Raw genomic sequence first — 21,229 nt, 5'->3', positions numbered from 1 at the left:
GGAATCAACGTCAACGGCATCGAACTCACCCTCGACTGCGCAGGACTGACCGTCCTTATCGCAGGCACGACGACGGCGGCCCGCCACACGGTGCGCCGCTACACCGCCGGTGGAGCGACAGTCCGCCGCATCGCGACGCCGGCCCAGTTCCAGCCGCGGCTGCTGGACGCAGTGAGCCTTGCGGTAGTGATGGACGGCGCTACTGCGGACAGGACGATGCCGGGCTATTCCGGAGCCGGCGGCGCTCCCCTCGGTGAGCAGGATTGGGAACCGCTGCGTGCGGCCTGCCGCGAGCGCCGGATCCTCACCGCTTCCGAGGAACCCGCCACGACGGGCGGGAGGGTCACCCTGATCGGCGGCGGGCCAGGTGTGGAGGACCTCCTGACCGTGCGGGCGAAGCAGGCGCTGCGGGAGGCCGACGTCGTGCTCTATGACCGACTGGGACCGTACCGGACGCTGCCGCAGCTGGCCCCGGGTGCAGAGCTGATCGACGTCGGGAAGACCCCAGGCCACCACCCGGTCAGTCAGGCGGAGATCGAGAAGCTCATGGTCGCCAAGGCGCGCGAGGGCAAGCACGTGGTGCGGCTCAAGGGCGGCGATCCGTTTGTCTTCGGGCGGGGCGGCGAAGAGGTCAACACCTGCCTGGCGGAGGGCATCCCGGTGACCACCGTGCCGGGGATCAGCAGCTCCATTGCCGTTCCGGCGGCCGCGGGCATACCCGTCACCTATCGAGGGGTGGCTCATGCGTTCACCGTCATCTCAGGTCATCAACCGCTCACTGATACCGAGTTTGAGGCGCTGGCGAAGCTCGGCGGCACTATCGTGGTGCTGATGGGAATCGGGACGCTTCCGCAGCTGACGTCCGGCCTGCGCAAGGCCGGACTGGCTTCGAGCGTGCCCGTCGCCATCGTCGAAAAAGGCTACAGCCCCGAGCAGCGGACCACCGTCACCACCCTGGGTGACGCCGTCACAGCGGCGGGGCGGGCGCGCTGCGCGTCTCCCGCCGTCGTCGTGATCGGTGAGGTGGTGCGTCAGCACCGGGACTTTTCCGCCACGCTTGAGCACGTTCTGGCGCAGCCGCTGGGAGCATCGTGACGGTGACAGCGCCCTCATCGACGCCGTCGCCGGAAGCACCGGATCTACCGGTTGAGGGCTCCCTCGCCGGATTCCGAATCGGCGTGACGTCCGATCGGCGTTCGGCTGACCTCATTGACGCGCTGGAGCGGCGCGGCGCTACGGTGATGCACGCGCCGGCGCTCAAGATCGCTCCCGTGGCAGCTGACCTGCCGCTCGTCGAGGACACGCAGCAGATCATTGCAGCTCGGCCGGACTACGCCGTGATCACCACGGCGTACGGGCTACGCCGCTGGTCGGAGGCTGCGGACGCCGCGGGAGTCGGGGAAGCGTTGCTGGCCGTGCTCGGTGAGTCAAAGATTTACGTCCGTGGGCCCAAAGCACGCGGTGCCGTGCGGGCGGCCGGGCTGACGGACGCCGGCATCAGCGCTGATGAGACCACGGCGTCGCTGGTGAACATGATGCTCGGACTGGAGCTGCGAGGAAAGACCGTCGCCGTCCAACTCCACGGCTACACCGATTATCGGCAGCTCGACCGGCTGCGGCGGGCAGGCGCCGACGTTCTGACCGCAACCCCGTACCGCTGGGTAAAGCCCGCCGGCGCGAATCAGTTGCCCCGGCTCATTGAGGCCGTCTGCAACGGCGGGCTGGATGTTGTGACGTTCACCAGCGCTCCGGCCGTCGACGCCGTGCTGAGCACAGCGTCCGAAATGGGCTGCCGGGACGCGTTCCTGGCGGCACTTCGAGGGCCGGTGGCGGCCGCCGTCGTCGGGCCGGTGACTGCGCAGCCGCTGGTGGAGGCGGGAGTGTCGCCGCTGATTCCGGAACGGTTCCGCATGGGAGCGCTGATCCGCTTGGTCGGTGAGTACCTGGGCCAGCATCGCGTGCTGCAGTACCCGAGCCGCTACGGGCTGATCGAGCTGCGTGGGAAGAACCTGCGGATTGACGGGAATCCTGTCGAGTTGGCACCTGCGCCGATGAGCCTCTTCCGAGCGCTGGTCGAGGCCAATGGTGCGGTGCTGTCGCGGGAGCAGTTGGCCGGCGTGCTCGGAGACGGTGCCGGGGAACACGCGCTGGACATGACCATCAGCCGGCTCCGGAAGACGCTGCCCGAGGCGTCTCTGGTGGCGACGGTCATCAAGCGCGGGTACCGCCTGCAGCTCTGACTACACCCATGAGACCTCTGGCCACCGGGTCGCGAACCGGAACTTTTGCGCAGGTACGGCGGGATCCGGACGCCGTCAGCTCACCGGATCTGCGCGAAAGTTCCAGAACGCAGTCGGTGACTCGCCTCGCGGACGGCCTCCGTCATGCGGTTCAGCCGCTCCGAATTCAGCGTCCACGTTTGCCAATGGAGCGGCACATCAACGTGCGCGTCCTTCTCCAGTAGCACCAGGGCCCCGAGATCGAGGTCCGATTCGAGTTGCAGCTCGGGAATCATGCCCCAGCCCAGGCCCGCCCGGAGTGCCGCGAGGAACGCTTCCGACGACGGGATGAGGTGTCGGGGCGGAGGCTGAGTGACGCCGTGGGACAGCAAAAAGCGCTGCTGCAGGTCATCCTTCGCATTGAACTGCAGGACCGGCATGCGGGTGAAGTCGATGCCGTCGTCGTTCAAAAAGCGATTCCGCAGCGCAGGCGTGGCCACGGGCAGGTACCGCATGTACCCAAGCAACTCAGCCCGGCACCCGTTCACCGGGGCGGGATCCGAGGTGATGGCGCCGATGACGTCGCCCTGCCGGAGGAGCCTGCTGCTGTGGTCCTGGTCTTCCACGCGCAGGTCCAGCGTGGTGTCCGTCCAGCCGGCAGCCTCGCCCAGGACGGGGACAAACCAGGTGGCCAGCGAATCGGCGTTGACTGCAACCCGGGTGACGGTTCGGGTTGCTTCACCGTGGCCAAGGGCAGAACGGGTCTCAGCCTCGATGATCTGCACCTGTCGAGCCATGCGGAGCAGCACCGAACCCGCATCAGTCGGAGTGCAGGGTATGCCCCTGCGCACCACAATCTGGCCTACCGAGGCTTCCAGTGCCTTGATGCGCTGGCTGACCGCGGAGGGGGTGATGCGAAGAGTGTCTGCGGCAGCCTCGAAGGACTCCTCGTCGATGATGGCCGCAAGAGCCCGCAACTGTTCGAACTGCATGAAGCAAACCTAATGCATGCGCAGAATCTATCGTTTGTCTACACTGCTTCCGCTGAATAGCGTTGATCCCATGTTGAGCATCTGGGGCACCGGCCTGCTGACGGGCCTTGCCCTGATCATCGCCATCGGCGCGCAGAACGCATTCGTACTGCGGCAGGGCATCCGGCGGGAACACGTGGGAGTGGTGGTGGCGCTGTGCATTGTCAGCGATGCGGCGCTCATCCTCGGAGGCACCGCGGGGATCGGCGCGCTGGTCTCGCAGTTCCCTGCCATCCTCGACATCCTGAGGTGGGGCGGCGCTGTGTACCTGACCTGGTTCGCCGTCCGCTCCTTCCGCTCGGCGCTGAAGCCGGCGGCCCTGACAGCGGAAGCGCCGCGGAGCCGCGGGTCGGTGGTTGCCACCACTCTCGCGCTGACCTATCTCAATCCGCATGTCTACCTGGACACCGTCGTCCTGCTTGGAAGCCTGGCCAACCAGCAGGGAGAGGGGACCCGGTGGGTATTCGCGGCCGGCGCCGTCGTCGGGAGCATTATCTGGTTCTGCGCCCTCGGTTTCGGTGCCCGGGCGCTCTCGGGTGTGTTGAAGAGTCCGCGAACCTGGCGGGTGGTGGACGTGGTCATCGGCGTGGTGATGTTGGCGCTTGCGGTCAAGCTGATCGTGGGCTGAGGCCGGCGTTCTGCCCCGTCCGCACCAGCCCCCGGAAACCTGCCGCGGGCGCTAGAGTTAAGGTAGACAGGCCACGCATCAGATCGAGGAGACTCATGGCACACCCGGTAGGCACAACCCGCGACAAGAACAACAAGCGCCCCGAGCACTCCGGCGAGGGCCACGGCCTGACCGCCGCTGTTGCTTTCGTGGTGATGTTCATCCTCTTCGCCGCGTCCATCTATGTGCTGTCATTTTTCGAGCGCACCAATGTGTGGCCGTTTGCGGTGTGCCTCACACTTTTCTTCCTTGCGTTCTGGATTCCGCAGACCATCATGGGCCGTTCAGATTCCGGCTACCGGATGGCAAAGGGCGACCGTAAGGCCTAACGCCGCGTATTTGGTGAGGAGGGGTCCGCAGAGGCGGGCCCCTTTTTGCTTGCCCTGACCGCCTCAGCGCTATGTTACGCACTGTTACGCGGGGGAATAACGACGCGCCGTCGACTGCTGGAATGGATAGCTCCCGTACCCGGGCAGTCCAAGCTTTCCGTTCAAGCGTCAAAGGATACCTCCATGATTTCTCGCCGTCTTCCGCTGCTCGGCGCCGCTACCGCCATCCTCTTTGCGGTTGCCGGTTGCGGTTCATCTGCTTCCTCCGACACCGCCACGGGCGCGGCCACCGAGTCTGCCGGCGGCACCACGCTCGCTGAGATCCAGGAGTCCGGCGTGCTGACCGTCGGGACCGAGGGCACCTACAAGCCCTTCACCTACCACGAGGGCGGCGCCGGCGAGCTGACCGGCTACGACGTCGAGGTCATCACCGCCGTCGCCGAGAAGCTCGGCGTTGAAGCAGAGTTCGAAGAGACCCAGTGGGACGCCATCTTCGCCGGACTCGAGGCGGGCCGCTTCGACGTCATCGCAAACCAGGTCTCCATCACCCCGGAGCGCGAGGAAGCCTACGCCTTCTCCGAGCCCTACACCTACAGCAACGGCGTCATTGTGACCTCGGCTGACAACAGCGAAATCAGCTCGTTCAAGGATCTCGCAGGCAAGACCACGGCGCAGTCACTCACCAGCAACTGGTACGAGCTGGCGGAGGAAAGCGGCGCCCAGGTTGAGGCCGTTGAGGGTTGGGCGCAGTCAGTGACCCTGCTGGAGCAGGGCCGCGTTGACGCCACCATCAATGACGAGCTCACCTTCCTCGACTACCAGAAGTCCACCCCCAACGAAAACATCAAGGTGGTCGCGGAGACCGACGAGCAGTCCCGCAGCGCGCTGGCTTTCCGCCAGGGCAGCGACGAGCTTGTTGAGGCCGTGAATGAGGCCCTCGCCGAGCTCCGCGAAGAGGGCACGCTGGCCGAGATCTCGGAGAAGTACTTCGGTGAGGACGTCAGCGCCGAGTAATCAGCGCAGAGTAACCAGTACGACGACGGCGGGCACCGGTCGCGAGGCACGCAGCCTCCGCGGTGCCCGCCGTTTGTGTGTGCGTTTTCATGCAGAAATCACGATCAGCCACTGGGATAGCGTAGGAGCTTATGGACATCGACTGGGATCTGGCCCTGACCTCGCTCTGGCCACTCATCGAGGGCGGCCTGAAGGGCACCATTCCCCTGTCGCTGGCGTCCATGGCCCTGGGACTCATCCTGGCGTTGCTGGTGGCGCTCATGCGGCTCAGCAACAACCGGATCGCCTCCGGGATCGGCAGAGCTTACGTTTCCGTGATCCGCGGCACTCCCCTGCTGGTGCAGCTGTTCGTGATCTTCTACGGCTTGCCGTCGATCGGCCTCACCATTCCGCCCTGGCCGAGCGCCATCATCGCGTTCTCCCTCAACGTGGGCGGTTACGCTGCCGAGATCATCCGGGCGGCCATCCTCTCCGTACCGCGCGGCCAGTGGGAAGCCGGGCACACCATCGGCATGTCCCGCACGCTGGCCCTGCGGCGCATCATCCTGCCGCAGGCAGCCCGGGTGTCCGTGCCGCCGCTGTCCAATACGTTCATTTCGCTGGTGAAGGACAGCTCACTGGCATCAGTAATCCTGGTGACCGAGCTGTTCCGCCAGGCCCAGGAAATCGCCGCGTTCAGCCAGCAGTTCATGCTGATTTATGTTGAGGCCGCGGCCGTGTACTGGGTCTTCTGTCTTGTCCTTTCGGCTGGACAATCACGAATCGAGAAGAGGCTGGACCGTTATGTCGCCCACTAATCCTGAGCCGGTATTGAAAGTCGAGGGACTCCGGAAATCCTTTGGGGACAACGAGGTGCTGCGCTCCATTGACCTGTCGGTTGCCCAGGGCGGCGTGGTGGCGTTGGTCGGGCCCTCCGGATCCGGCAAGACCACGGTTCTGCGTTCCCTTAACGGACTGGAAATTCCCGACGCCGGCCGCATCACTTTCGACGGCGGCCCGGTGGTCAACTTCGGATCAGGCGCATCGAAGCGCGAACTCGCAGCGCTGCGGGACCGCAGCGCCATGGTGTTCCAGCACTACAACCTCTTCCCGCACAAGACGGTGCTCGAAAACGTCATCGAAGGCCCGGTGCAGGTGCAGCGCCGGCCTAAGGCGGAGGCTGTTCAAGAGGCAGAGGAACTGTTGGGCCGCGTAGGCCTCGCGGAGAAGAAGGACCAGTACCCGCACGAGCTGTCCGGCGGTCAGCAGCAGCGCGTGGGCATTGTCCGCGCGCTCGCCCTGCGTCCCACGCTGCTGCTGTTCGACGAGCCCACCTCGGCCCTGGACCCCGAACTGGTGGGCGAGGTCCTCTCCGTCATCAAGGAGCTGGCTGACGAGGGCTGGACCATGGTGCTTGTCACGCATGAGCTTGCCTTTGCCCGCGAGGTGGCCACCGAAGTGGTTTTCATGGACGGCGGCGTGGTGGTTGAGCACGGCCCGCCTGAGACGGTGTTGCGCGATCCCGGGGAGGAACGGACCCGGCGGTTCGTGCACCGGTTGCTGCACCCGTTCTAGGGGACGTCCTTCGGCGTACTCATACTGTGTTGGTCCTCGTATCTCGAGACCGCTGAGTCATTTCGGAGTCCGTTGCGGGGCCGGCTGCGTTGGCGGGCGTTCGTGGCCAGGTCCAGGCGGAGCGCAGGATGAAGGCCAGGATCAGCACCTCGATTCCGATGGACAGGGCGTAGAAGGAGGCCCATTCCCAGTCCGTCGAGGCCGCGTTGAACACCATCACGGGGATGTAGAGGGATGCCACGATGAGGTTCACGGCGCGGTTCATCCGGGCTGACAGGGTCATGGAGAGCAGGATCATCAGGGCCGGGATCCCTATGACCACAACGAAAATGGTCAACAAGAACCCGCTGATGTCGAACTCATAGATTTCGCCACCCCGGATCTGGTCGATCGCGCCGGGCTTATAGAGGTGAAAGTAGTCGATGTAGATGACGAAGAACATCAAGCTGGTCCAGGCGGCCGCGAGCTTGGCCTGGACGGGGACTGGAGGGTTGTCGAGCAGTTTCGGGGTGTTCGTTCGGATGGTCATCGGTTTTCTTTCGTGAGGGGTGGTCGGTCCACCAAAGTGGCGGCAGGTCTGGGAGTAATACGTACGGGCTGAGTCGGTCCGGTTCTCAGACGGTGATCACGACCTTCCCTTGGGTGTGGCCGGCCCCGACGTAGCGGAGGGCGTCGGCAGCTTCGTCGAGGGGGTAGGTGCGGTCGATGAGGGGCCTGACCCGCCCGGCCGTGAGCAGATCGGCCAGGGTGAGCAGGTCCTGGCGCTTCCCAAGCGATGTAAAAGGCCTCAGGTGCTGACGGGTGAAGCCGGACAGCACGCGCGCTTTGACAATCCGAGCGATGGGGCCGAGCCAGCGGCCGCCGCGTCCGCTGTTGGGTATAAGGGTGCCGGTAGGCGTCAGCGCTTCACGGACAGCGGCCAGGGGGTGGGCTTCCACGTTGTCGAGGATGACGTCGTAGCGCTTCCCCGTGCGGGTTGAATCGGTGCTCGTGAAGTCGGTGCTCGTGTAGTCCACGACGTGGTCGACGCCGAGCGACCGCACCAGGTCGACGTTGCGGGTGCTGCACACACCCGTCACCTCGGCGCCGAACGCCTTGGCGATCTGGACGGCGAAGGAGCCTACGCCGCCCGACGCGCCCGTGACCAGCACCGTCTGGCCCGGCCGGACATTCGCGATGTCGCGCAATGCCTGCAACGCCGTCATGGCCGAGGTGGGCACCGCAGCCGCCTCCACCACCGACAGATGCGCAGGCATGGGAACAAGGTTCTTCGCCGGGACGCAGGCGTACTCCGCGAGCGCTCCAGCCGTGCTCCAGCCGAACACCTTGTCGCCGGGGCGGAGAGTGGTGACATCCTTCCCGACCGCCGACACCACGCCGGCGAGGTCCATACCAGGGGTGCCGTGGCGTGGCCGTCGGAGCCCGAACGCCAGGCGCACCAGGTACGGTTTCCCGGTCATGACGAAGTAGTCGCCGGGGTGTACCGAGGCTGCGCGTACCCGGACGAGCACATCGCCTCGACCGGGCAGCGGCACCCCGACCTCGGATACTTCGAGGACTGACGGCGGCCCGTAGCGGTGCTGGACGGCGGCCCGCATTGTCGCTCCCCCAGCCAGACTCGCACCGGACATCAGGGATGCACCGGCATTCGATTTTCGTTCGATTCCCACAGGAGCCTCCTCCCGTCCGAGCGGCGACTCTCGCCACCCGTACACCGTACGACGTACGCTGTACGTATACGATGCTCGTACGGTGTACTATTGTCAAGACCTTTGAAAAAGCAAGGAGATCGGTGTCTGCGAAAAAGCAAAGTGAGGTCGCGTCAGGCGCGGGGCTGAGCAAGCAACGGGTGGTAGCCGAGGCGATGCGGCTTGCCGACCGCGAGGGGGTCGACGGGCTGAGCATGCGCCGGCTGGCTGGCGCGCTCGGCGCGGGCGCGATGTCGCTCTATCACTACGTGGCAAGCAAGGAGGAGTTGCTGGATGTCATGATCGACGTCGTATTCGGGGAGATCGAGCTCGCGCCCGTGGAGACCGACTGGCAGTCCGCGATGCGACAGCGGGCCGTATCCACCCGACAGGTTCTCGCACGGCACCCGTGGGCTATCGGCCTGCTGGAGTCACGGACATCGCCCGGGCCCGCGAACCTACGCCACCACGAAGCGGTCACCGCCTGTCTGCGGAGGGCCGGCTTCCCGGTCTTGATGGCGACCCACGCCAACTGGCTGCTCGACAGCTATGTCTACGGTTTCGCTTTGCAGGAAGCCAGCCTGCCGTTTGACACCGCCGAGGAATTCGCGGATATGGGCGAGGAGGTGTACCTGCCCCAGCTTCCTCCTGACGAGTTCCCCTACCTCAACGAGTCCGCCGCGGCGCTCGTCGCTGCCGGCTACGACCCGGCGGAGGAGTTCATCTTCGGCCTCGACCTCATCCTGGCCGCCCTCGAACCCCTACGAGAATCCGCCTAGCTACTGGCGGTGATGCCCCCGCTGTGTACAGGGCGGACTTCGACGCCCCCGGTGGCAGTGCGCACCGCTGGGTTCACGCGGGCAATAGCCATAGCGGCGTCGAGATCCGGAGCTTCGATGACGTAGAACCCGGCCACGAACTGGTCGGCTTGGACAAACGGTCCATGGCTTGTGCCGTCCCGCCGGATGGACACCGCACTAGCTCGAGGGGTCAGGGCATAAGCGAGCGACATGGTGCCGGACGCTGAAAGGTCCTCCGCATGCCGGTCATTCTCTTCGAGTTCGGCCTCCGCTGCGTCGACAGCATGGAGGGACTCGTCTGCGTAGATGAGGATTGCGAATTGCGGCACTGTGATGGTCCTTTCGTGGCGGTGGATTAATTTACGACGAGATTTTGATGCCCGTCGATTAGCTCACGCACGACGTCGAGGTGACCTGCGTGCGTGGATGTCTCTGACAGCACCCGAAAGGCGACTTCGCGCCCCTCGAGCATGGGTGGGGCGGCGAACTCGCTGGCCGGGGGCCACCAGCGTGGCGGTTCATTCAGGTCGACTCTCGCCAGGATTCTGTTGCTTCGCCGGATCTCGTGCTTGTAAATTCTGACCGCTTCGGCGCCGGTCATGGGCCGGGATGCCCATCCGTTGTGGAGGGCTGAAATCGCCTCGGGGTCCCCGCCAAGAACGGCCGAGATCCAAAACATCTCGTCGTCGAAAGCGAGATGGTTCAGCAATCGCGTGACGGTCCATCCTGACGGGACGAGCGTTCTACTCATCTCGGCCTCGGTCAGCCCTTTCACGGCGTTCAGCACATGATCGCGTTCGCTGGCCAGTTGCGTAAGCAGTAGCTCGTCACTCATGCCTGAGGCTCGCAACCGAAGAGTGGTTCAGCCATAGTCAGCACTCCTAACGTGTGAAGAAATGCATTCAGATTTCGAAGCACCGGACATCGTGCACAGCGGGCCAGACAGGATCATTCCCATCGCCCCGGACGACGAGCGTTCCAGTTGTGCCCCAGGACAACTCGTACTGCCCGGCCTCGATCGGACGAACGCCGTCGTCAGCTGTCCAGGAACCGCTGCGCCATCCAATGCCTGCACTGTGCACTGCGTAAATTTCCCCACCACCTGCCATGAGAAATGATGCCTCTCGAACAACTGCCTGACATCCGTCCGACCCCGCCGGCGTCAACACCGTGTACGTAACGCTATACGCTACGTCCCACACAATGGCGAGTACACAACCTGCGACGCCCAGGGTTGTAAGTACGTGGGCAGTGAAGACTCGCGGCCGGCTCTTGCGCAAGCTGCCACTGCCTTCCTGCTTCCTCTGGAGCTTGACGCGGCTTCGCCGATCGAAGAGCGCAAACACAAGTGACATGACGCAGAAGACGGCGCTGATTACCCATGCGGGGACAACAACATCACCGATCACAAATATCAGGCCACCCCAGCTCAGCGCGAGGAGCACAACAGCGGAAAGGCCGCAGAAAGCGATGACGGGAACGAGACGCTCCACAACGAACCGCTGAGCTATGAGTTGATTCGGCGTATCTCGATCGGCCATCGTTTTGCCTCTCCGAGCTGTCCGGCGATTTCGACGGCGCGTTCCATGTCTACACAATCGACGATGTAGTACCCGGCCATGAATTCCTTGGTTTCAATGAACGGACCGTCCGTCACGGTGTACTTGCCGCCGTTCGATGTGACGAACCTCGCCTCCTCGCTCAGCTCATTGGCCTCCACGAACTCTCCGGAGGCCAGCAGCTCCTGTTGCAACGAGGTGTGGGCCTGCATGATCGCATCGATCTCGGCCGGGTCGATTGTCTTCCAGGTGTCAGGGTTGTTCGGAATCAGCAGCAGGTGTTTCATTCTTCTCCTTCGCCCGGTTTCGGGCACTTGTTCTGGTTGACTGCGGATGAGGGGCCCGGGGCTGTTTCCGCGAGGCGCTTGCCGAGGTAGCGGCGCTCGACCTCCGATGGCGCTAGTTCCTGTGCCCGCTGATATTCGCTGTGGGCCTCCGTCCTTCTGCCGAGACGCCGCAGAAGGTCAGCTTTCGCTGCGGGCAGGAGGTAGTACCCGTCAAGAGCTCGTGCCCGCTCCAGCGGCGCAATGAGCGCCAGACCGGCCTCCGGCCCTTGGGACATGGCGACGGCGACGGCACGGTTGAGCTCGATGACCGGCGACGGTGCAATCTGGCCCAGGTGGTCATACAACGCGGCCACCCGTCCGAAGTCCGTGCTGCCGGCGTCGGGGGCGGTCATGTGGCAGGCAGCGATGGCGGCTTGGAGACTGTAGGTCCCGGGCTGGGAACGGCGTGAGATACCCAATTGCTCGGCATCCGCCAGCAGCGCCATAGCCTCCGCAATCGCAGCCCTGTCCCACGAACTGCGATCCTGCTCCTCCAGCGTCACCAAGTCACCCGCTGCGTCTGTTCGCGTCCCTCTCCGGGCATGATGGAACAGCATCAGCGCCAGGAGGCCCAACGCCTCCGGCTCTTGAGGGGAACCGTTGAGTAAGGAAATCAGGAGCCGCGTCAGGCGTATCGCTTCCCGGACAAGAGGCTCGCGGATCAACGTACTGTCTCCAGTGGCCGAATAGCCTTCGTTGAACATGAGGTAGAGCACGGCCAGGATGCCGGCAGTGCGTTCGGAGATCAGTTCCGGTGGCGGCACACGATACGGAATTCCCGAGTTCCGGATCTTGGCGCGGGCCCGGACGAGTCGCTTCGACATGGTCGCTTCCGAGACGAGGAACGCGCGCGCAATCTCACCTGTGGTGAGACCGGCGACCGTACGCAGGGTCAGCGCGACCCTGGCATCGAGCGGCAGTGCCGGGTGGCAACAGGTGTAAATCAGACGCAACCGGTCGTCGTCGGCAGCAGAGTCTGTGCCGGGCTCCTCCGGCAACTCTTCGAGTTCAGTGAGGATCGCGAGTTCGCGCATCACCCTTTTTTCACTGGCAGCACTGCGCAAACGATCGATCGCGCGATTCTTGGCGACGGTGGTTAGCCAGGCCCCGCGGTTTGTGGGAATGCCACGCACCGGCCAATCGACAAGCGCTCGCGCGAACGCATCCTGAAGACAATCCTCGGCAAGGCTCCAGTCGCCCGTGATGCGGATGAGGGCTGCGGTGATTCGCGCGGTTTCGGCGGCGGAGGCCATCTCGATAGCGGTCTGCACCTCCACCTGCCCGGTCACCACTTCAGTATTCGAGATGGGCCGAACGCCTACTCCCCGAGCGGCCACACCGGCCTGATTTCGATCTTGCCGAAGCGCGCCATGGGATGTTTCGATGCCACCTCGATGGCCTCGTCGAGATCGGTGCAGGCGATGATGTCGTAGCCCGCAATCCATTCCTTGGTTTCGGCGAACGGTCCGTCGGAAACCACTACTTCGCCTCCACGAACCGTAACGGTGGTCGCGTCCTCCACGGGACGCAAGCGGTCACCGTGACGGGTGACACCGCGCGCATCCATTTCGGCCCCCCACTGTTCGATGTTGTCCTCAGCGGCCACATATTTTGGCGCTGAAGGATCCGCACAAATGAATAGCATGTACTCCACGATGGCTCCTTCTTTCGGTTGATACACCAGCACGACGTACAAGACATCGCTAAAAGGACACCTGGCGAAAAGAATCTTTCCACACTGCCGCAACCGGGCAATCCATAAGAAGTAACCAAGGCGGTTCTTTTTCGAACAGGGTGCGGTACCTTGGTCTGGCTGGGCAGCCAATCTTTTCCGCCGCCAAGCGAAGGATCACCGTGAAAGCCTCCCGAAAGACCGCACCACCCGCGTTAAGCGCCGAAGCGACGCGCCCACCTGATTCCAAACCCGCCAGAATGCACTGGGCACGCTGGCTCGTGCCGGTTGCCCTGATTATCCTCAGCCTGGTCCCGGTGCTCGCGGGAACAGTTCGCCTGGGTGAACTGGCCGGCGGCGAAGTGACACCCGAGAACGCACGCTTCTTCGATGCCCCGCTGCCTGTGCTGATTCACATCCCAACCGTCACCCTGTACCTGCTGCTCGGAGCCTTCCAATTCATCCCCTCGCTACGCAGCGGCAAACGCGGCAGACCGAGTTGGCATCGCATCTCCGGGCGGATCCTGGTGCCGACCGGCCTGCTCGCTGCCTTGTCGGGACTGTGGATGGCGATCTTCTACGACCTACCGCCGCTCGACGGCGTGCTTCTCCTCGTGCTCCGGTTGGTCTTCGGAACTGCCATGGTGGTGAGCATCATCCTCGGCCTGCTTGCGGTGCGCCGCCACAATTACGTCAGGCACAGCGAGTGGATGACCCGCGCCTACGCGATCGGCATCTCCCAGGGGACCATCGTGGTGGTGACGATCCCCTGGATCCTTCTGATCGGCCCGGTCACCGAGCTGAGCCGGGCGATCCTGATCGGAGCGTCCTGGGTACTCAGCCTGGCGGTCGCGGAGTACTTCATCCACCGGCGCCGGCTGACGGCGTCGACATATCCCGCCAAGCTCGCGCGTTCAGCAGGATAGTCCGGACAATCCCACTGGGCCCGCTCATTCGGTGGGAATGTCTAGACATTCCCACTGAAACCCAGGATCCGGTGGGACGGAGTAACCCCGCCAAGACCCAGAAGGAGCCAAGGCCCAACCGTTAGAGCAGACCCTTCGTGTGCCACACGGTCTTGGTCTCCGTGAAGAACGTGATGCGATCCAGCGAGGGGGCACCGGCGTCGGGGCCTTGCTCCGGCGGAAGCACCCGCTTCAGGGTATCCGCGGCAGCGATCTGCAGGTCCACCCACTCCAGCTCGCCGGCACCGAGCAGGTCCAGCGCGTTGACGTCGGCGTGCGCGGCAAGCCACGGAGCAATCTCCGCCGGTGATCCGCTCAGGATATTGACGACGCCGGCCGGAACGTCACTGGTCGCGAAGACCTCGCCGAGGCTGAGCGCTGCAAGCGGTGCCCGCTCACTCGGAATAACGACGACGGTGTTCCCGCTCACGAGGACCGGCGCCACCGCGCGGACGAAGCCGAGCAACGAGCCCGGAACCCCCGCCCCCTGCGGCGCGATCACCGCCACGACGCCCGTGGGCTCAGGCACGGACAGGTTGAAGAACGGACCGGCAACGGCGTTACCGTTGCCGGCAACCTGCACGTACTTGTCCGCCCAGCCGGCGTACCAAACCCACAGGTCAATCGCCTCGTCCACCTGTGCAGTAGCAGTCGAAAGGGAGACACCCTCGAACGCGGCGATCTCCTCGGCGAACTGCGCACGGCGCCCGTCCAGGATCTCCGCGATCCGGTACAGCACCTGCCCGCGGTTGTAGCCGGTGGTCCCGGACCAGCCGCTGACGGCTCCGCGGGCGGCCACAACGGCGTCGCGGGCGTCCTTCCGGGAAGCCTTCGCGGCGTTGACTGAACTCACCGAAAAGCTCCCCTTCGTGGTTGCAACCTCATACACGCGCCCGGATTCGCTCCGGATGAACTTACCGCCGACATACAGCTTGTAGGTCTTCGGAACAGCCAGGCGGCTCATCGGTTGGCTCCATTCAGTGCCGAGCGGTTAGGAACAGTCGGCGCGAGGTACGCGTGCAGCCCCTGCTTGCCGCCTTCACGCCCGTAGCCGGATTCCTTGTACCCGCCGAACGGCGAGGCTGGATCGAACTTGTTGAAGGTGTTGGCCCAGACGACGCCGGCACGCAGCTTGTCCGCCACCGCCAGGATGCGGCTGCCCTTGTCAGTCCAGATTCCCGCGGACAGACCGTACGGGGTGTTGTTCGCTTTGGCGATGGCCTCAGCCGGGGTACGGAACGTCAGCACCGATAGCACGGGGCCGAAGATCTCGTCCCGAGCAATCCGGGAGCTGGTGGACACGTTGGTGAAGATGGTCGGCGGGAACCAGAAGCCTTCCGAGGGCAGGTTGCAGGCTGGGCTCCAGCGCTCCGCGCCTTCCTGCTCACCGATGTCGGAGAGCTCGCGCATCCGGCCCAGCTGGGACGCGGAGTTGATGGCTCCGATGTCGGTGTTCTTGTCCAGCGGATCCCCCACGCGCAGGGTGGACAGACGCGCCTTCAGTCGCTCAACGACGTCGTCGTGGATGGATTCCTGCACCAGCAGGCGCGAGCCTGCGCAGCAGACCTGGCCCTGGTTGAAGAAGATTCCGTTGACGATGCCCTCGACCGCCTGGTCAATGGGGGCGTCATCGAACACGATGTTGGCGCCCTTGCCGCCCAGTTCGAGCGTGAGCTTCTTGGACGTACCCGCGGTGGAGCGCGCAATCTGCCGGCCCACCGCCGTCGAGCCCGTGAACGCAACCTTGTTGACGTCCGCGTGGTTGACCAAAGCTGAGCCGGTTGAACCGGCGCCCGTGACAATGTTGACGACGCCTGCGGGCAGGTCTGCCTGCTGAAGGATCTCAGCGAACAGCAACGCTGTCAGCGGTGTGGTCTCGGCGGGCTTGAGCACCACGGTGTTCCCGGCCGCGAGCGCGGGTGCGATCTTCCACGCCAGCATCAGCAGCGGGAAGTTCCACGGGATCACCTGCGCGGCGACACCGAGCGAGCGCGGGTTCGGGCCCATTCCGGCGTAGTCGAGCTTGTCCGCCCAACCCGCGTAGTAGAAGAACCAGGCGGCAACCAGCGGGATGTCGACGTCGCGGCTTTCCTTGATGGGCTTGCCGTTATCCAGGCTTTCGGCGACGGCCAGTTCGCGGGCGCGTTCCTGGACCAGCCGCGCGATGCGAAAGAGGTACTTCCCGCGGTCAGCACCTGACATGCGCGACCACGTCTTCTCATACGCACGGCGGGCGGCGACGACGGCGGTGTCCACGTCCTGCTCGTTAGCGCAGGACACTGTGGCAATGTGCTTCTCCGTGGCCGGGGAGATGGTGGTGAAGGACTCCCCGTTGCCGGCGACGAACTCGCCGTTGATGAACAGGCCGTATTCATCGCGGAGGTTCAGGATCGCTGCCGACTCGGGCGCGGGAGCGTAATCGAGGAAATTCATGGCAGGTCCTTTAGTCGATCGTGACGTAGGCCGGGCCGGAGTAGCGGCCGCTGGTGAGCTTCTGGCGTTGCAGGAGCACGTCGTTGAGGAGGCTGGAGGCACCGAAGCGGAACAGGTCCGGCTGCAGCCACTCCTCCCCCACAGTTTCCGCGACCGTGACCAGGTACTTGATGGCGTCCTTGGAGGCGCGGATTCCACCTGCGGGCTTCACGCCGATCTTCTCGCCGGTGAGGCGGTGCCAGTCGCGGACAACCTCGAGCATGGACAGCGTCACGGGCAGCGTTGCCGCCGGGGTGACCTTGCCGGTGGAGGTCTTGATGAAGTCACCGCCGGCGAGGATGCCCAGCCAGGAGGCGCGGCGCACGTTGTCATAGGTGTTCAGCTCGCCGGTTTCGAGGATGACCTTCAGGTGCGCGTACGTACCGTCGGGGCGCTTGCACGCTTCCTTGACGGCGACAATCTCGTCGAACACCTGCCCGTACCGGCCGGAGAGGAATGCGCCGCGGTCAATGACCATGTCTATCTCATCGGCTCCCGCGGCAACGGCGTCGGAGGTGTCGGAGAGCTTGACGGAGCGGGACGCACGGCCGCTGGGGAAGGCGGTGGCCACGGCGGCGACGTTGATACGGCCGGGGGCGCCGTCGTCGTGCGCTGAACCCAGCGCTTCCACAGCGTGCGGCACCATGTCGCCGTACACGCACACCGCAGCGACGCGCGGGGTGGACATGTCATCAGGGTCCGGCACCATGGCTTTGGCGACGAGGGACTTGACCTTGCCCGGCGTGTCCGCACCTTCAAGAGTGGTGAGGTCGGTGAGCCGGATGATGGTGTCCAGCGCCCAGGCCTTGGAGGTGGTCTTGATCGAGCGGGTGCCCAGGGCGGCGGCGCGGGCTTCGAGGCCCACGGCGTCGACGCCGGGAATGCCTTCGAGGTAGCGGCGCAGGCTGCGTTCGGTGAGATCGCCACCGATCACGTCCAGGGCCCTCGACGCCGGTGCAACGGTGGTTCCGGCGCGCGTGGTTTCCATGGTCACAGGTTCTCCATACTTCTACTCGCGGCCATGCGCGGAACGGTTCCCGGCGTACCCGTTTGGCCTTGTTGGGCCGGGGGTATCGATAGCGTCGGGACAGGTGATCGGACCCGCATGGACGCTATGACTTTACCACCGCCCAAACCCGGAAGATTTGTGCACCTCCGGTGACTTCCGAGGGGTCGGAAGTCACCAGACGTGCGCAAAAGTTCGCGGGGGTTAGGCCGCGAACACCGCATCGATCACATTCTGCGCCCACTCGAGGATCGCCGCGTCCGCCAGGTCGCGGCCCCCAAATGCAGCAGTCTTCGGCTTCGGAATCAACGCCGCATTCATCGCAGGCTTCACCGACGCCCCCGGGTACATCCGCTTCAGGCGCATTTCCTTCGACTCGGGCAGATTGGCCGGGGCGAACTTTATGAAGTTGCCCTGCAGCGCCACGTCCGTCAGGCCTACCGACCGCGCCCGCACCCGGAACCGCGCCACGGCCACCAGGTTGACCACCGGCGCCGGCAGATCACCGTACCTATCGCGAAGCTCCTCAACCACCTCGTCAATCGCGGCATCGGTCAGGCACGAGGCAAGCTTCCGGTACGCCTCAAGCCGCAACCGCTCCCCCGGCACGTAATCGTGCGGCAGGTGCGCGTTGACCGGCAGCTCGATCTTCATCTCGGCGGCCTTCTCCTCAGCCTCACCGCGGAAGTTCGCAACGGCCTCACCGACCAACCGGATATACAGGTCGAAGCCCACCCCGGCAATGTGCCCGGACTGTTCCCCGCCCAGCATGTTTCCCGCGCCACGGATCTCGAGGTCCTTCAGTGCCAGCTGCATACCGGCGCCGAGCTCGTTGTGGGACGCCACGGCCTTCAGCCGCTCCAGAGCCACCTCACCCAGCGGCTTCTCCGACGGGTACAGGAAGTACGCGTACGCCCGCTCACGCCCACGCCCTACACGGCCACGCAACTGGTGCAGCTGCGAGAGTCCGTAATTGTCCGCCCGGTCCACGATCAGCGTGTTCGCGTTCGAAATGTCCAGCCCGGTCTCGATGATCGTTGTGCACACCAGCACATCGAACTTCTTCTCCCAGAAGTCCACGATGATCTGCTCCAGCCGGGACTCGCTCATCTGTCCATGCGCGACGGCGACTCTCGCCTCCGGAATCAGCTGCTGCAGGTGGGAGGCCGTCCGGTCAATAGAGGACACCCGGTTGTGCACGAAGAACACCTGCCCCTCGCGCATCAGTTCACGCCGGATCGCCGCGGAGGTCTGCTTGTCCGTGTACGGGCCAACATAGGTGAGCACCGGGTGCCGCTCCTCCGGCGGTGTTGCCAGCGTGGACGTCTCACGGATTCCGGTCAGCGACATCTCCAGCGTTCGTGGAATCGGCGTGGCGCTCATGGCCAGTACGTCCACGTTGGTGCGCATCTTCTTCAGCGCTTCCTTGTGCTCAACGCCGAACCGCTGCTCCTCGTCCACAATCACGAGCCCAAGGTCCTTGAAATGCACTTCGGTGGACAGCAACCGGTGCGTGCCGATGACGACGTCGACCGAACCGTTCTTCAGCCCCTCCACCGTTTCCTTGGACTCCTTGGTGGTCTGGAACCGGGACAGCGCCCGGATGCGCACCGGAAACCCGGAGAACCGCTCCGAGAACGTCTCGAAGTGCTGCTGCACCAGGAGGGTGGTGGGCACCAGCACGGCCACCTGCTTCCCGTCCTGCACAGCCTTGAACGCAGCCCGGACGGCGATCTCCGTCTTGCCGTAACCCACATCGCCGGAGACCAGCCGGTCCATCGGGACTTCCCGCTCCATGTCCGCCTTGACCTCATTGATAGTCGTCAGCTGGTCCGGCGTCTCGATGTACGGAAAAGCCTCCTCAAGCTCCCGCTGCCACGGCGTGTCCGGCGCGAAGGCATGCCCGCGCGAGGCCATCCGCGCCGAGTACAGCCGGATCAGCTCACCGGCAATCTCCTTGACGGCCTTGCGCGCCTGGTTCTTGGTCTTCGACCAGTCGGACCCGCCCATCTTCGACAGCGCCGGCGTATCCCCACCGACGTAGCGGGTGACCTGGTCCAGCTGATCCGTCGGCACAAACAGCCGGTCACCCGGCGCCCCGCGCTTGGACGGCGCGTACTCCAGCACCAGGTATTCGCGGATGGTCTTGGTGGGCCCGGCGCCCGTGGACCGCTGGATCAGCTCGATGAACCGCGCCACACCGTGCTGCTCGTGCACCACGAAGTCACCTTCACGCAACTGCAAAGGGTCGACGGCGTTGCGCCGCTTCGAGGGCATCTTCCGCATGTCGCGGGTCCCCGAAGCAGAAGTGCGACCCAGCAGGTCTGCCTCGGTCAGCAGCCCCAGTTTCAGCCCGTCAAGCACAAACCCGCGGCCCGCGGAGGACGTGGTGATTTCGATGATCCCCGGCTGCGGCGAGCGGTCGAGCGATTCAACGCGCGACGCCGGAATGTCAGCATCGTGGAACAGTTCAGCCAGGCGCTGGGCCGGCCCGGGGCCTTCGGTTGCGACCACCACCCGCCACTGGTCACGGACCCGGCCGCCGAGGAACTCCATCATCTCCGCGACGTCGCCCTGGTATCCGCGCGGCTCACGCGCCGCAACGGTGAAACTGTCGACCTCGGTCAGCAGCTCGTCAGACCCGAAGGACGTCACCGACCACCACGCAACGTCATTCGCCAGCGCGGAGGACCGCGTATCAACCAGCGAGCGGAAGCTCGCCGCTTCCAGATCGGCACCCAACTGACCGCTCAGATCGACCGGCGCCGCACCGCCGTCGGACGCTGTTGCCCACGCAGCCTGGAGAAACTCCTCGTTGGTCGCCTCGAGGTCGTGGGCACGCGCGCGCACCTTCTCCGGCTCGACGACGACGGCAATCGATCCGGCCGGCAGCTCGCCGACAAACGGGACCATCGCGTCAACCAGCACCGGCGCCAGCGACTCCATGCCCTCAACGGCGATCCCGCCGGCAATCTTCTCCAGCATCCCCGCCGCAGCCGGCAGCTGATCCTTTAGATGCGCGGCACGGGACATGACCGACGGCGTGATGAGCAGCTCGCGGCACGGCGGCGCATACAGCTCCGCGGGCGCCCCGCGATCACCGTCGGTCGGCAGCGAACGCTGATCGGCCACAGCGAACCAGCGCATCTGGTCCACCTCGTCGCCGAAGAACTCCACACGGATGGGGTGGTCTTCGGTGGGCGGGAAGACGTCGATAATCCCGCCGCGCACCGCGAATTCGCCGCGGTGGGTGACCATGTCCACGCGGGCGTACGCGGCGTCGGCGAGCGCGCGGACCACCTCGTCGAACCCGCGCTCCTGACCCACCTTCAGCGTGACCGGCTCGAGCTCGCCCAGCCCGGCAACCAGCGGCTGCACGACGGCGCGGATCGGCGCCGTAATCACGCGGATCGGGTCAGCGCCCGGGTGGGCAAGCCGCCGCAGGACGGACAGCCGCCGGCCCACTGTGTCGGAGCGCGGCGAGAGCCGCTCGTGCGGCAGCGTCTCCCAGCTCGGAAATTCTTCAATGCCCGACGCCGGCAGGTAGCTTCGCAGCGCAGCTGCCAGATCTTCTGCCTCCCGCCCCGTGGCGGTGACCGCTACAACAACCGGCGCGCCGCCGTCGTCGTCGTCGTTTGAGGCCGATGCGAGCCCGTCCACCATCTCCGCCAGCAGCGCGGCACGCAGGCCGGTGGGTGCGCCGATCTCGAGATCGGTACTGCGGTCGGCAACCCTGCGGGATGCGTTGGTGCGCACCCGCGCGAAGGAGGCGTCCTCCTGCAGAGCAGCGCGGAGACCGTTGAGGGTGGGTCCGGAGGGGGCCATGGCGTTCCTTCAGGGGTAACTTGAAATGAAGCTGAGCACGGAAAAGACAACACGAAAGACCGAAATTCCAAAGAATCCCGGGGAGTAGTTCAAGCCTACTCG

General features: G+C 65.0%; 22 protein-coding genes. 9 read left to right on the top strand and 13 right to left on the bottom strand.

Annotated features, from left to right (window positions below):
* The first annotated feature begins 18 nt into the window (after positions 1-18).
* Together cobA and AC1MBU_RS07580 are read left to right on the top strand one after the other, a co-directional pair.
* On the top strand, positions 19-1,095 hold the full coding sequence (gene cobA, locus AC1MBU_RS07585) for a uroporphyrinogen-III C-methyltransferase (RefSeq protein ID WP_471673554.1): 1,077 nt from the start codon (positions 19-21) through the stop codon (positions 1,093-1,095).
* Positions 1,092-2,240 (top strand): uroporphyrinogen-III synthase, encoded by a 1,149-nt coding sequence (locus AC1MBU_RS07580; RefSeq protein ID WP_428831058.1) that lies wholly within the window; start codon positions 1,092-1,094, stop codon positions 2,238-2,240. The genes cobA and AC1MBU_RS07580 overlap by 4 nt, the downstream gene beginning before the upstream one ends.
* 80 nt (positions 2,241-2,320) lie before the next feature.
* Here the strand turns inward: AC1MBU_RS07580 and AC1MBU_RS07575 are convergent, their stop codons facing one another.
* Entirely contained in the window at positions 2,321-3,211 is an 891-nt protein-coding gene (locus AC1MBU_RS07575; RefSeq protein ID WP_277359853.1) for a LysR family transcriptional regulator ArgP, read from the bottom strand.
* A 70-nt stretch (positions 3,212-3,281) separates the two neighbouring features.
* On the opposite strand from AC1MBU_RS07575, the gene AC1MBU_RS07570 reads away from it, so the two are divergent.
* The 5 genes from AC1MBU_RS07570 to AC1MBU_RS07550 all read left to right on the top strand — a co-directional run bounded on the left by AC1MBU_RS07570 (position 3,282) and on the right by AC1MBU_RS07550 (position 6,814).
* Entirely contained in the window at positions 3,282-3,878 is a 597-nt protein-coding gene (locus tag AC1MBU_RS07570; protein ID WP_056548702.1) for a LysE/ArgO family amino acid transporter, read from the top strand.
* Between the two features lie 95 nt (positions 3,879-3,973).
* Positions 3,974-4,246, top strand: a complete 273-nt coding sequence (locus AC1MBU_RS07565) for a hypothetical protein (protein WP_277359852.1) — start codon at positions 3,974-3,976, stop codon at positions 4,244-4,246.
* Between the two features lie 183 nt (positions 4,247-4,429).
* Complete coding sequence (locus AC1MBU_RS07560) at positions 4,430-5,260, top strand: amino acid ABC transporter substrate-binding protein (protein WP_056548705.1); 831 nt, start codon at positions 4,430-4,432, stop codon at positions 5,258-5,260.
* A gap of 131 nt (positions 5,261-5,391) precedes the next feature.
* Positions 5,392-6,057 carry an amino acid ABC transporter permease gene (locus tag AC1MBU_RS07555; protein ID WP_428831057.1) on the top strand — a complete coding sequence of 222 codons (666 nt, stop codon included), beginning with the start codon at positions 5,392-5,394 and terminating at the stop codon, positions 6,055-6,057.
* Positions 6,044-6,814, top strand: a complete 771-nt coding sequence (locus AC1MBU_RS07550) for an amino acid ABC transporter ATP-binding protein (protein WP_479789662.1) — start codon at positions 6,044-6,046, stop codon at positions 6,812-6,814. Before AC1MBU_RS07555 ends, AC1MBU_RS07550 begins: the two co-directional genes overlap by 14 nt.
* Before the next feature lie 19 nt (positions 6,815-6,833).
* Here the strand turns inward: AC1MBU_RS07550 and AC1MBU_RS07545 are convergent, their stop codons facing one another.
* Together AC1MBU_RS07545 and AC1MBU_RS07540 are read right to left on the bottom strand one after the other, a co-directional pair.
* Positions 6,834-7,343: a DUF6326 family protein gene (locus AC1MBU_RS07545; RefSeq protein ID WP_479789661.1), complete on the bottom strand. Its 510-nt coding sequence runs from the start codon at positions 7,341-7,343 to the stop codon at positions 6,834-6,836.
* A gap of 85 nt (positions 7,344-7,428) precedes the next feature.
* On the bottom strand, positions 7,429-8,484 hold the full coding sequence (locus tag AC1MBU_RS07540; RefSeq protein WP_479789660.1) for an NAD(P)-dependent alcohol dehydrogenase: 1,056 nt from the start codon (positions 8,482-8,484) through the stop codon (positions 7,429-7,431).
* 122 nt (positions 8,485-8,606) lie between these two features.
* On the opposite strand from AC1MBU_RS07540, the gene AC1MBU_RS07535 reads away from it, so the two are divergent.
* On the top strand, positions 8,607-9,281 hold the full coding sequence (locus AC1MBU_RS07535) for a TetR/AcrR family transcriptional regulator (RefSeq protein ID WP_479789659.1): 675 nt from the start codon (positions 8,607-8,609) through the stop codon (positions 9,279-9,281).
* Here the strand turns inward: AC1MBU_RS07535 and AC1MBU_RS07530 are convergent.
* The 6 genes from AC1MBU_RS07530 to AC1MBU_RS07505 form a co-directional block, all read right to left on the bottom strand.
* Positions 9,278-9,631, bottom strand: coding sequence for a YciI family protein (locus tag AC1MBU_RS07530; RefSeq protein WP_479789658.1), 354 nt, complete (start codon positions 9,629-9,631; stop codon positions 9,278-9,280). The genes AC1MBU_RS07535 and AC1MBU_RS07530 overlap by 4 nt on opposite strands.
* A gap of 26 nt (positions 9,632-9,657) precedes the next feature.
* Positions 9,658-10,137: a mycothiol transferase gene (locus AC1MBU_RS07525; protein ID WP_346028796.1), complete on the bottom strand. Its 480-nt coding sequence runs from the start codon at positions 10,135-10,137 to the stop codon at positions 9,658-9,660.
* 67 nt (positions 10,138-10,204) lie between these two features.
* Positions 10,205-10,843, bottom strand: coding sequence for a hypothetical protein (locus tag AC1MBU_RS07520; protein WP_346028795.1), 639 nt, complete (start codon positions 10,841-10,843; stop codon positions 10,205-10,207).
* Complete coding sequence (locus AC1MBU_RS07515) at positions 10,810-11,148, bottom strand: YciI family protein (protein ID WP_479789657.1); 339 nt, start codon at positions 11,146-11,148, stop codon at positions 10,810-10,812. Before AC1MBU_RS07515 ends, AC1MBU_RS07520 begins: the two co-directional genes overlap by 34 nt.
* The gene (locus AC1MBU_RS07510; RefSeq protein WP_346028793.1) at positions 11,145-12,476 is read right to left on the bottom strand and encodes an RNA polymerase sigma factor; all 1,332 of its coding nucleotides are present in this window, start codon (positions 12,474-12,476) and stop codon (positions 11,145-11,147) included. Before AC1MBU_RS07510 ends, AC1MBU_RS07515 begins: the two co-directional genes overlap by 4 nt.
* A gap of 29 nt (positions 12,477-12,505) precedes the next feature.
* Complete coding sequence (locus tag AC1MBU_RS07505; RefSeq protein ID WP_346028917.1) at positions 12,506-12,832, bottom strand: YciI family protein; 327 nt, start codon at positions 12,830-12,832, stop codon at positions 12,506-12,508.
* Between the two features lie 209 nt (positions 12,833-13,041).
* Between AC1MBU_RS07505 and AC1MBU_RS07500 the strand changes: the two genes are divergently transcribed.
* Complete coding sequence (locus AC1MBU_RS07500) at positions 13,042-13,785, top strand: DUF2306 domain-containing protein (RefSeq protein ID WP_346028792.1); 744 nt, start codon at positions 13,042-13,044, stop codon at positions 13,783-13,785.
* A 121-nt stretch (positions 13,786-13,906) separates the two neighbouring features.
* Here the strand turns inward: AC1MBU_RS07500 and AC1MBU_RS07495 are convergent, their stop codons facing one another.
* The 4 genes from AC1MBU_RS07495 to mfd all read right to left on the bottom strand — a co-directional run bounded on the left by AC1MBU_RS07495 (position 13,907) and on the right by mfd (position 21,127).
* Positions 13,907-14,788, bottom strand: a complete 882-nt coding sequence (locus AC1MBU_RS07495; protein ID WP_479789656.1) for an aldehyde dehydrogenase family protein — start codon at positions 14,786-14,788, stop codon at positions 13,907-13,909.
* Positions 14,785-16,257, bottom strand: coding sequence for an aldehyde dehydrogenase family protein (locus AC1MBU_RS07490; RefSeq protein WP_479789655.1), 1,473 nt, complete (start codon positions 16,255-16,257; stop codon positions 14,785-14,787). Before AC1MBU_RS07490 ends, AC1MBU_RS07495 begins: the two co-directional genes overlap by 4 nt.
* 10 nt (positions 16,258-16,267) lie before the next feature.
* Positions 16,268-17,284 carry a deoxyribose-phosphate aldolase gene (gene deoC / locus AC1MBU_RS07485; RefSeq protein ID WP_479789739.1) on the bottom strand — a complete coding sequence of 339 codons (1,017 nt, stop codon included), beginning with the start codon at positions 17,282-17,284 and terminating at the stop codon, positions 16,268-16,270.
* Positions 17,285-17,506: 222 nt separating this feature from the next.
* Positions 17,507-21,127 (bottom strand): transcription-repair coupling factor, encoded by a 3,621-nt coding sequence (gene mfd, locus AC1MBU_RS07480; RefSeq protein WP_479789654.1) that lies wholly within the window; start codon positions 21,125-21,127, stop codon positions 17,507-17,509.
* Between the last annotated feature and the right edge of the window lie 102 nt (positions 21,128-21,229).

This window comes from Arthrobacter sp. PTI12 (genome assembly GCF_056679915.1).
The sequence above is the reverse complement of the archived record's forward strand: the minus strand, read 5'-3'. Positions and strand labels throughout refer to the sequence as shown.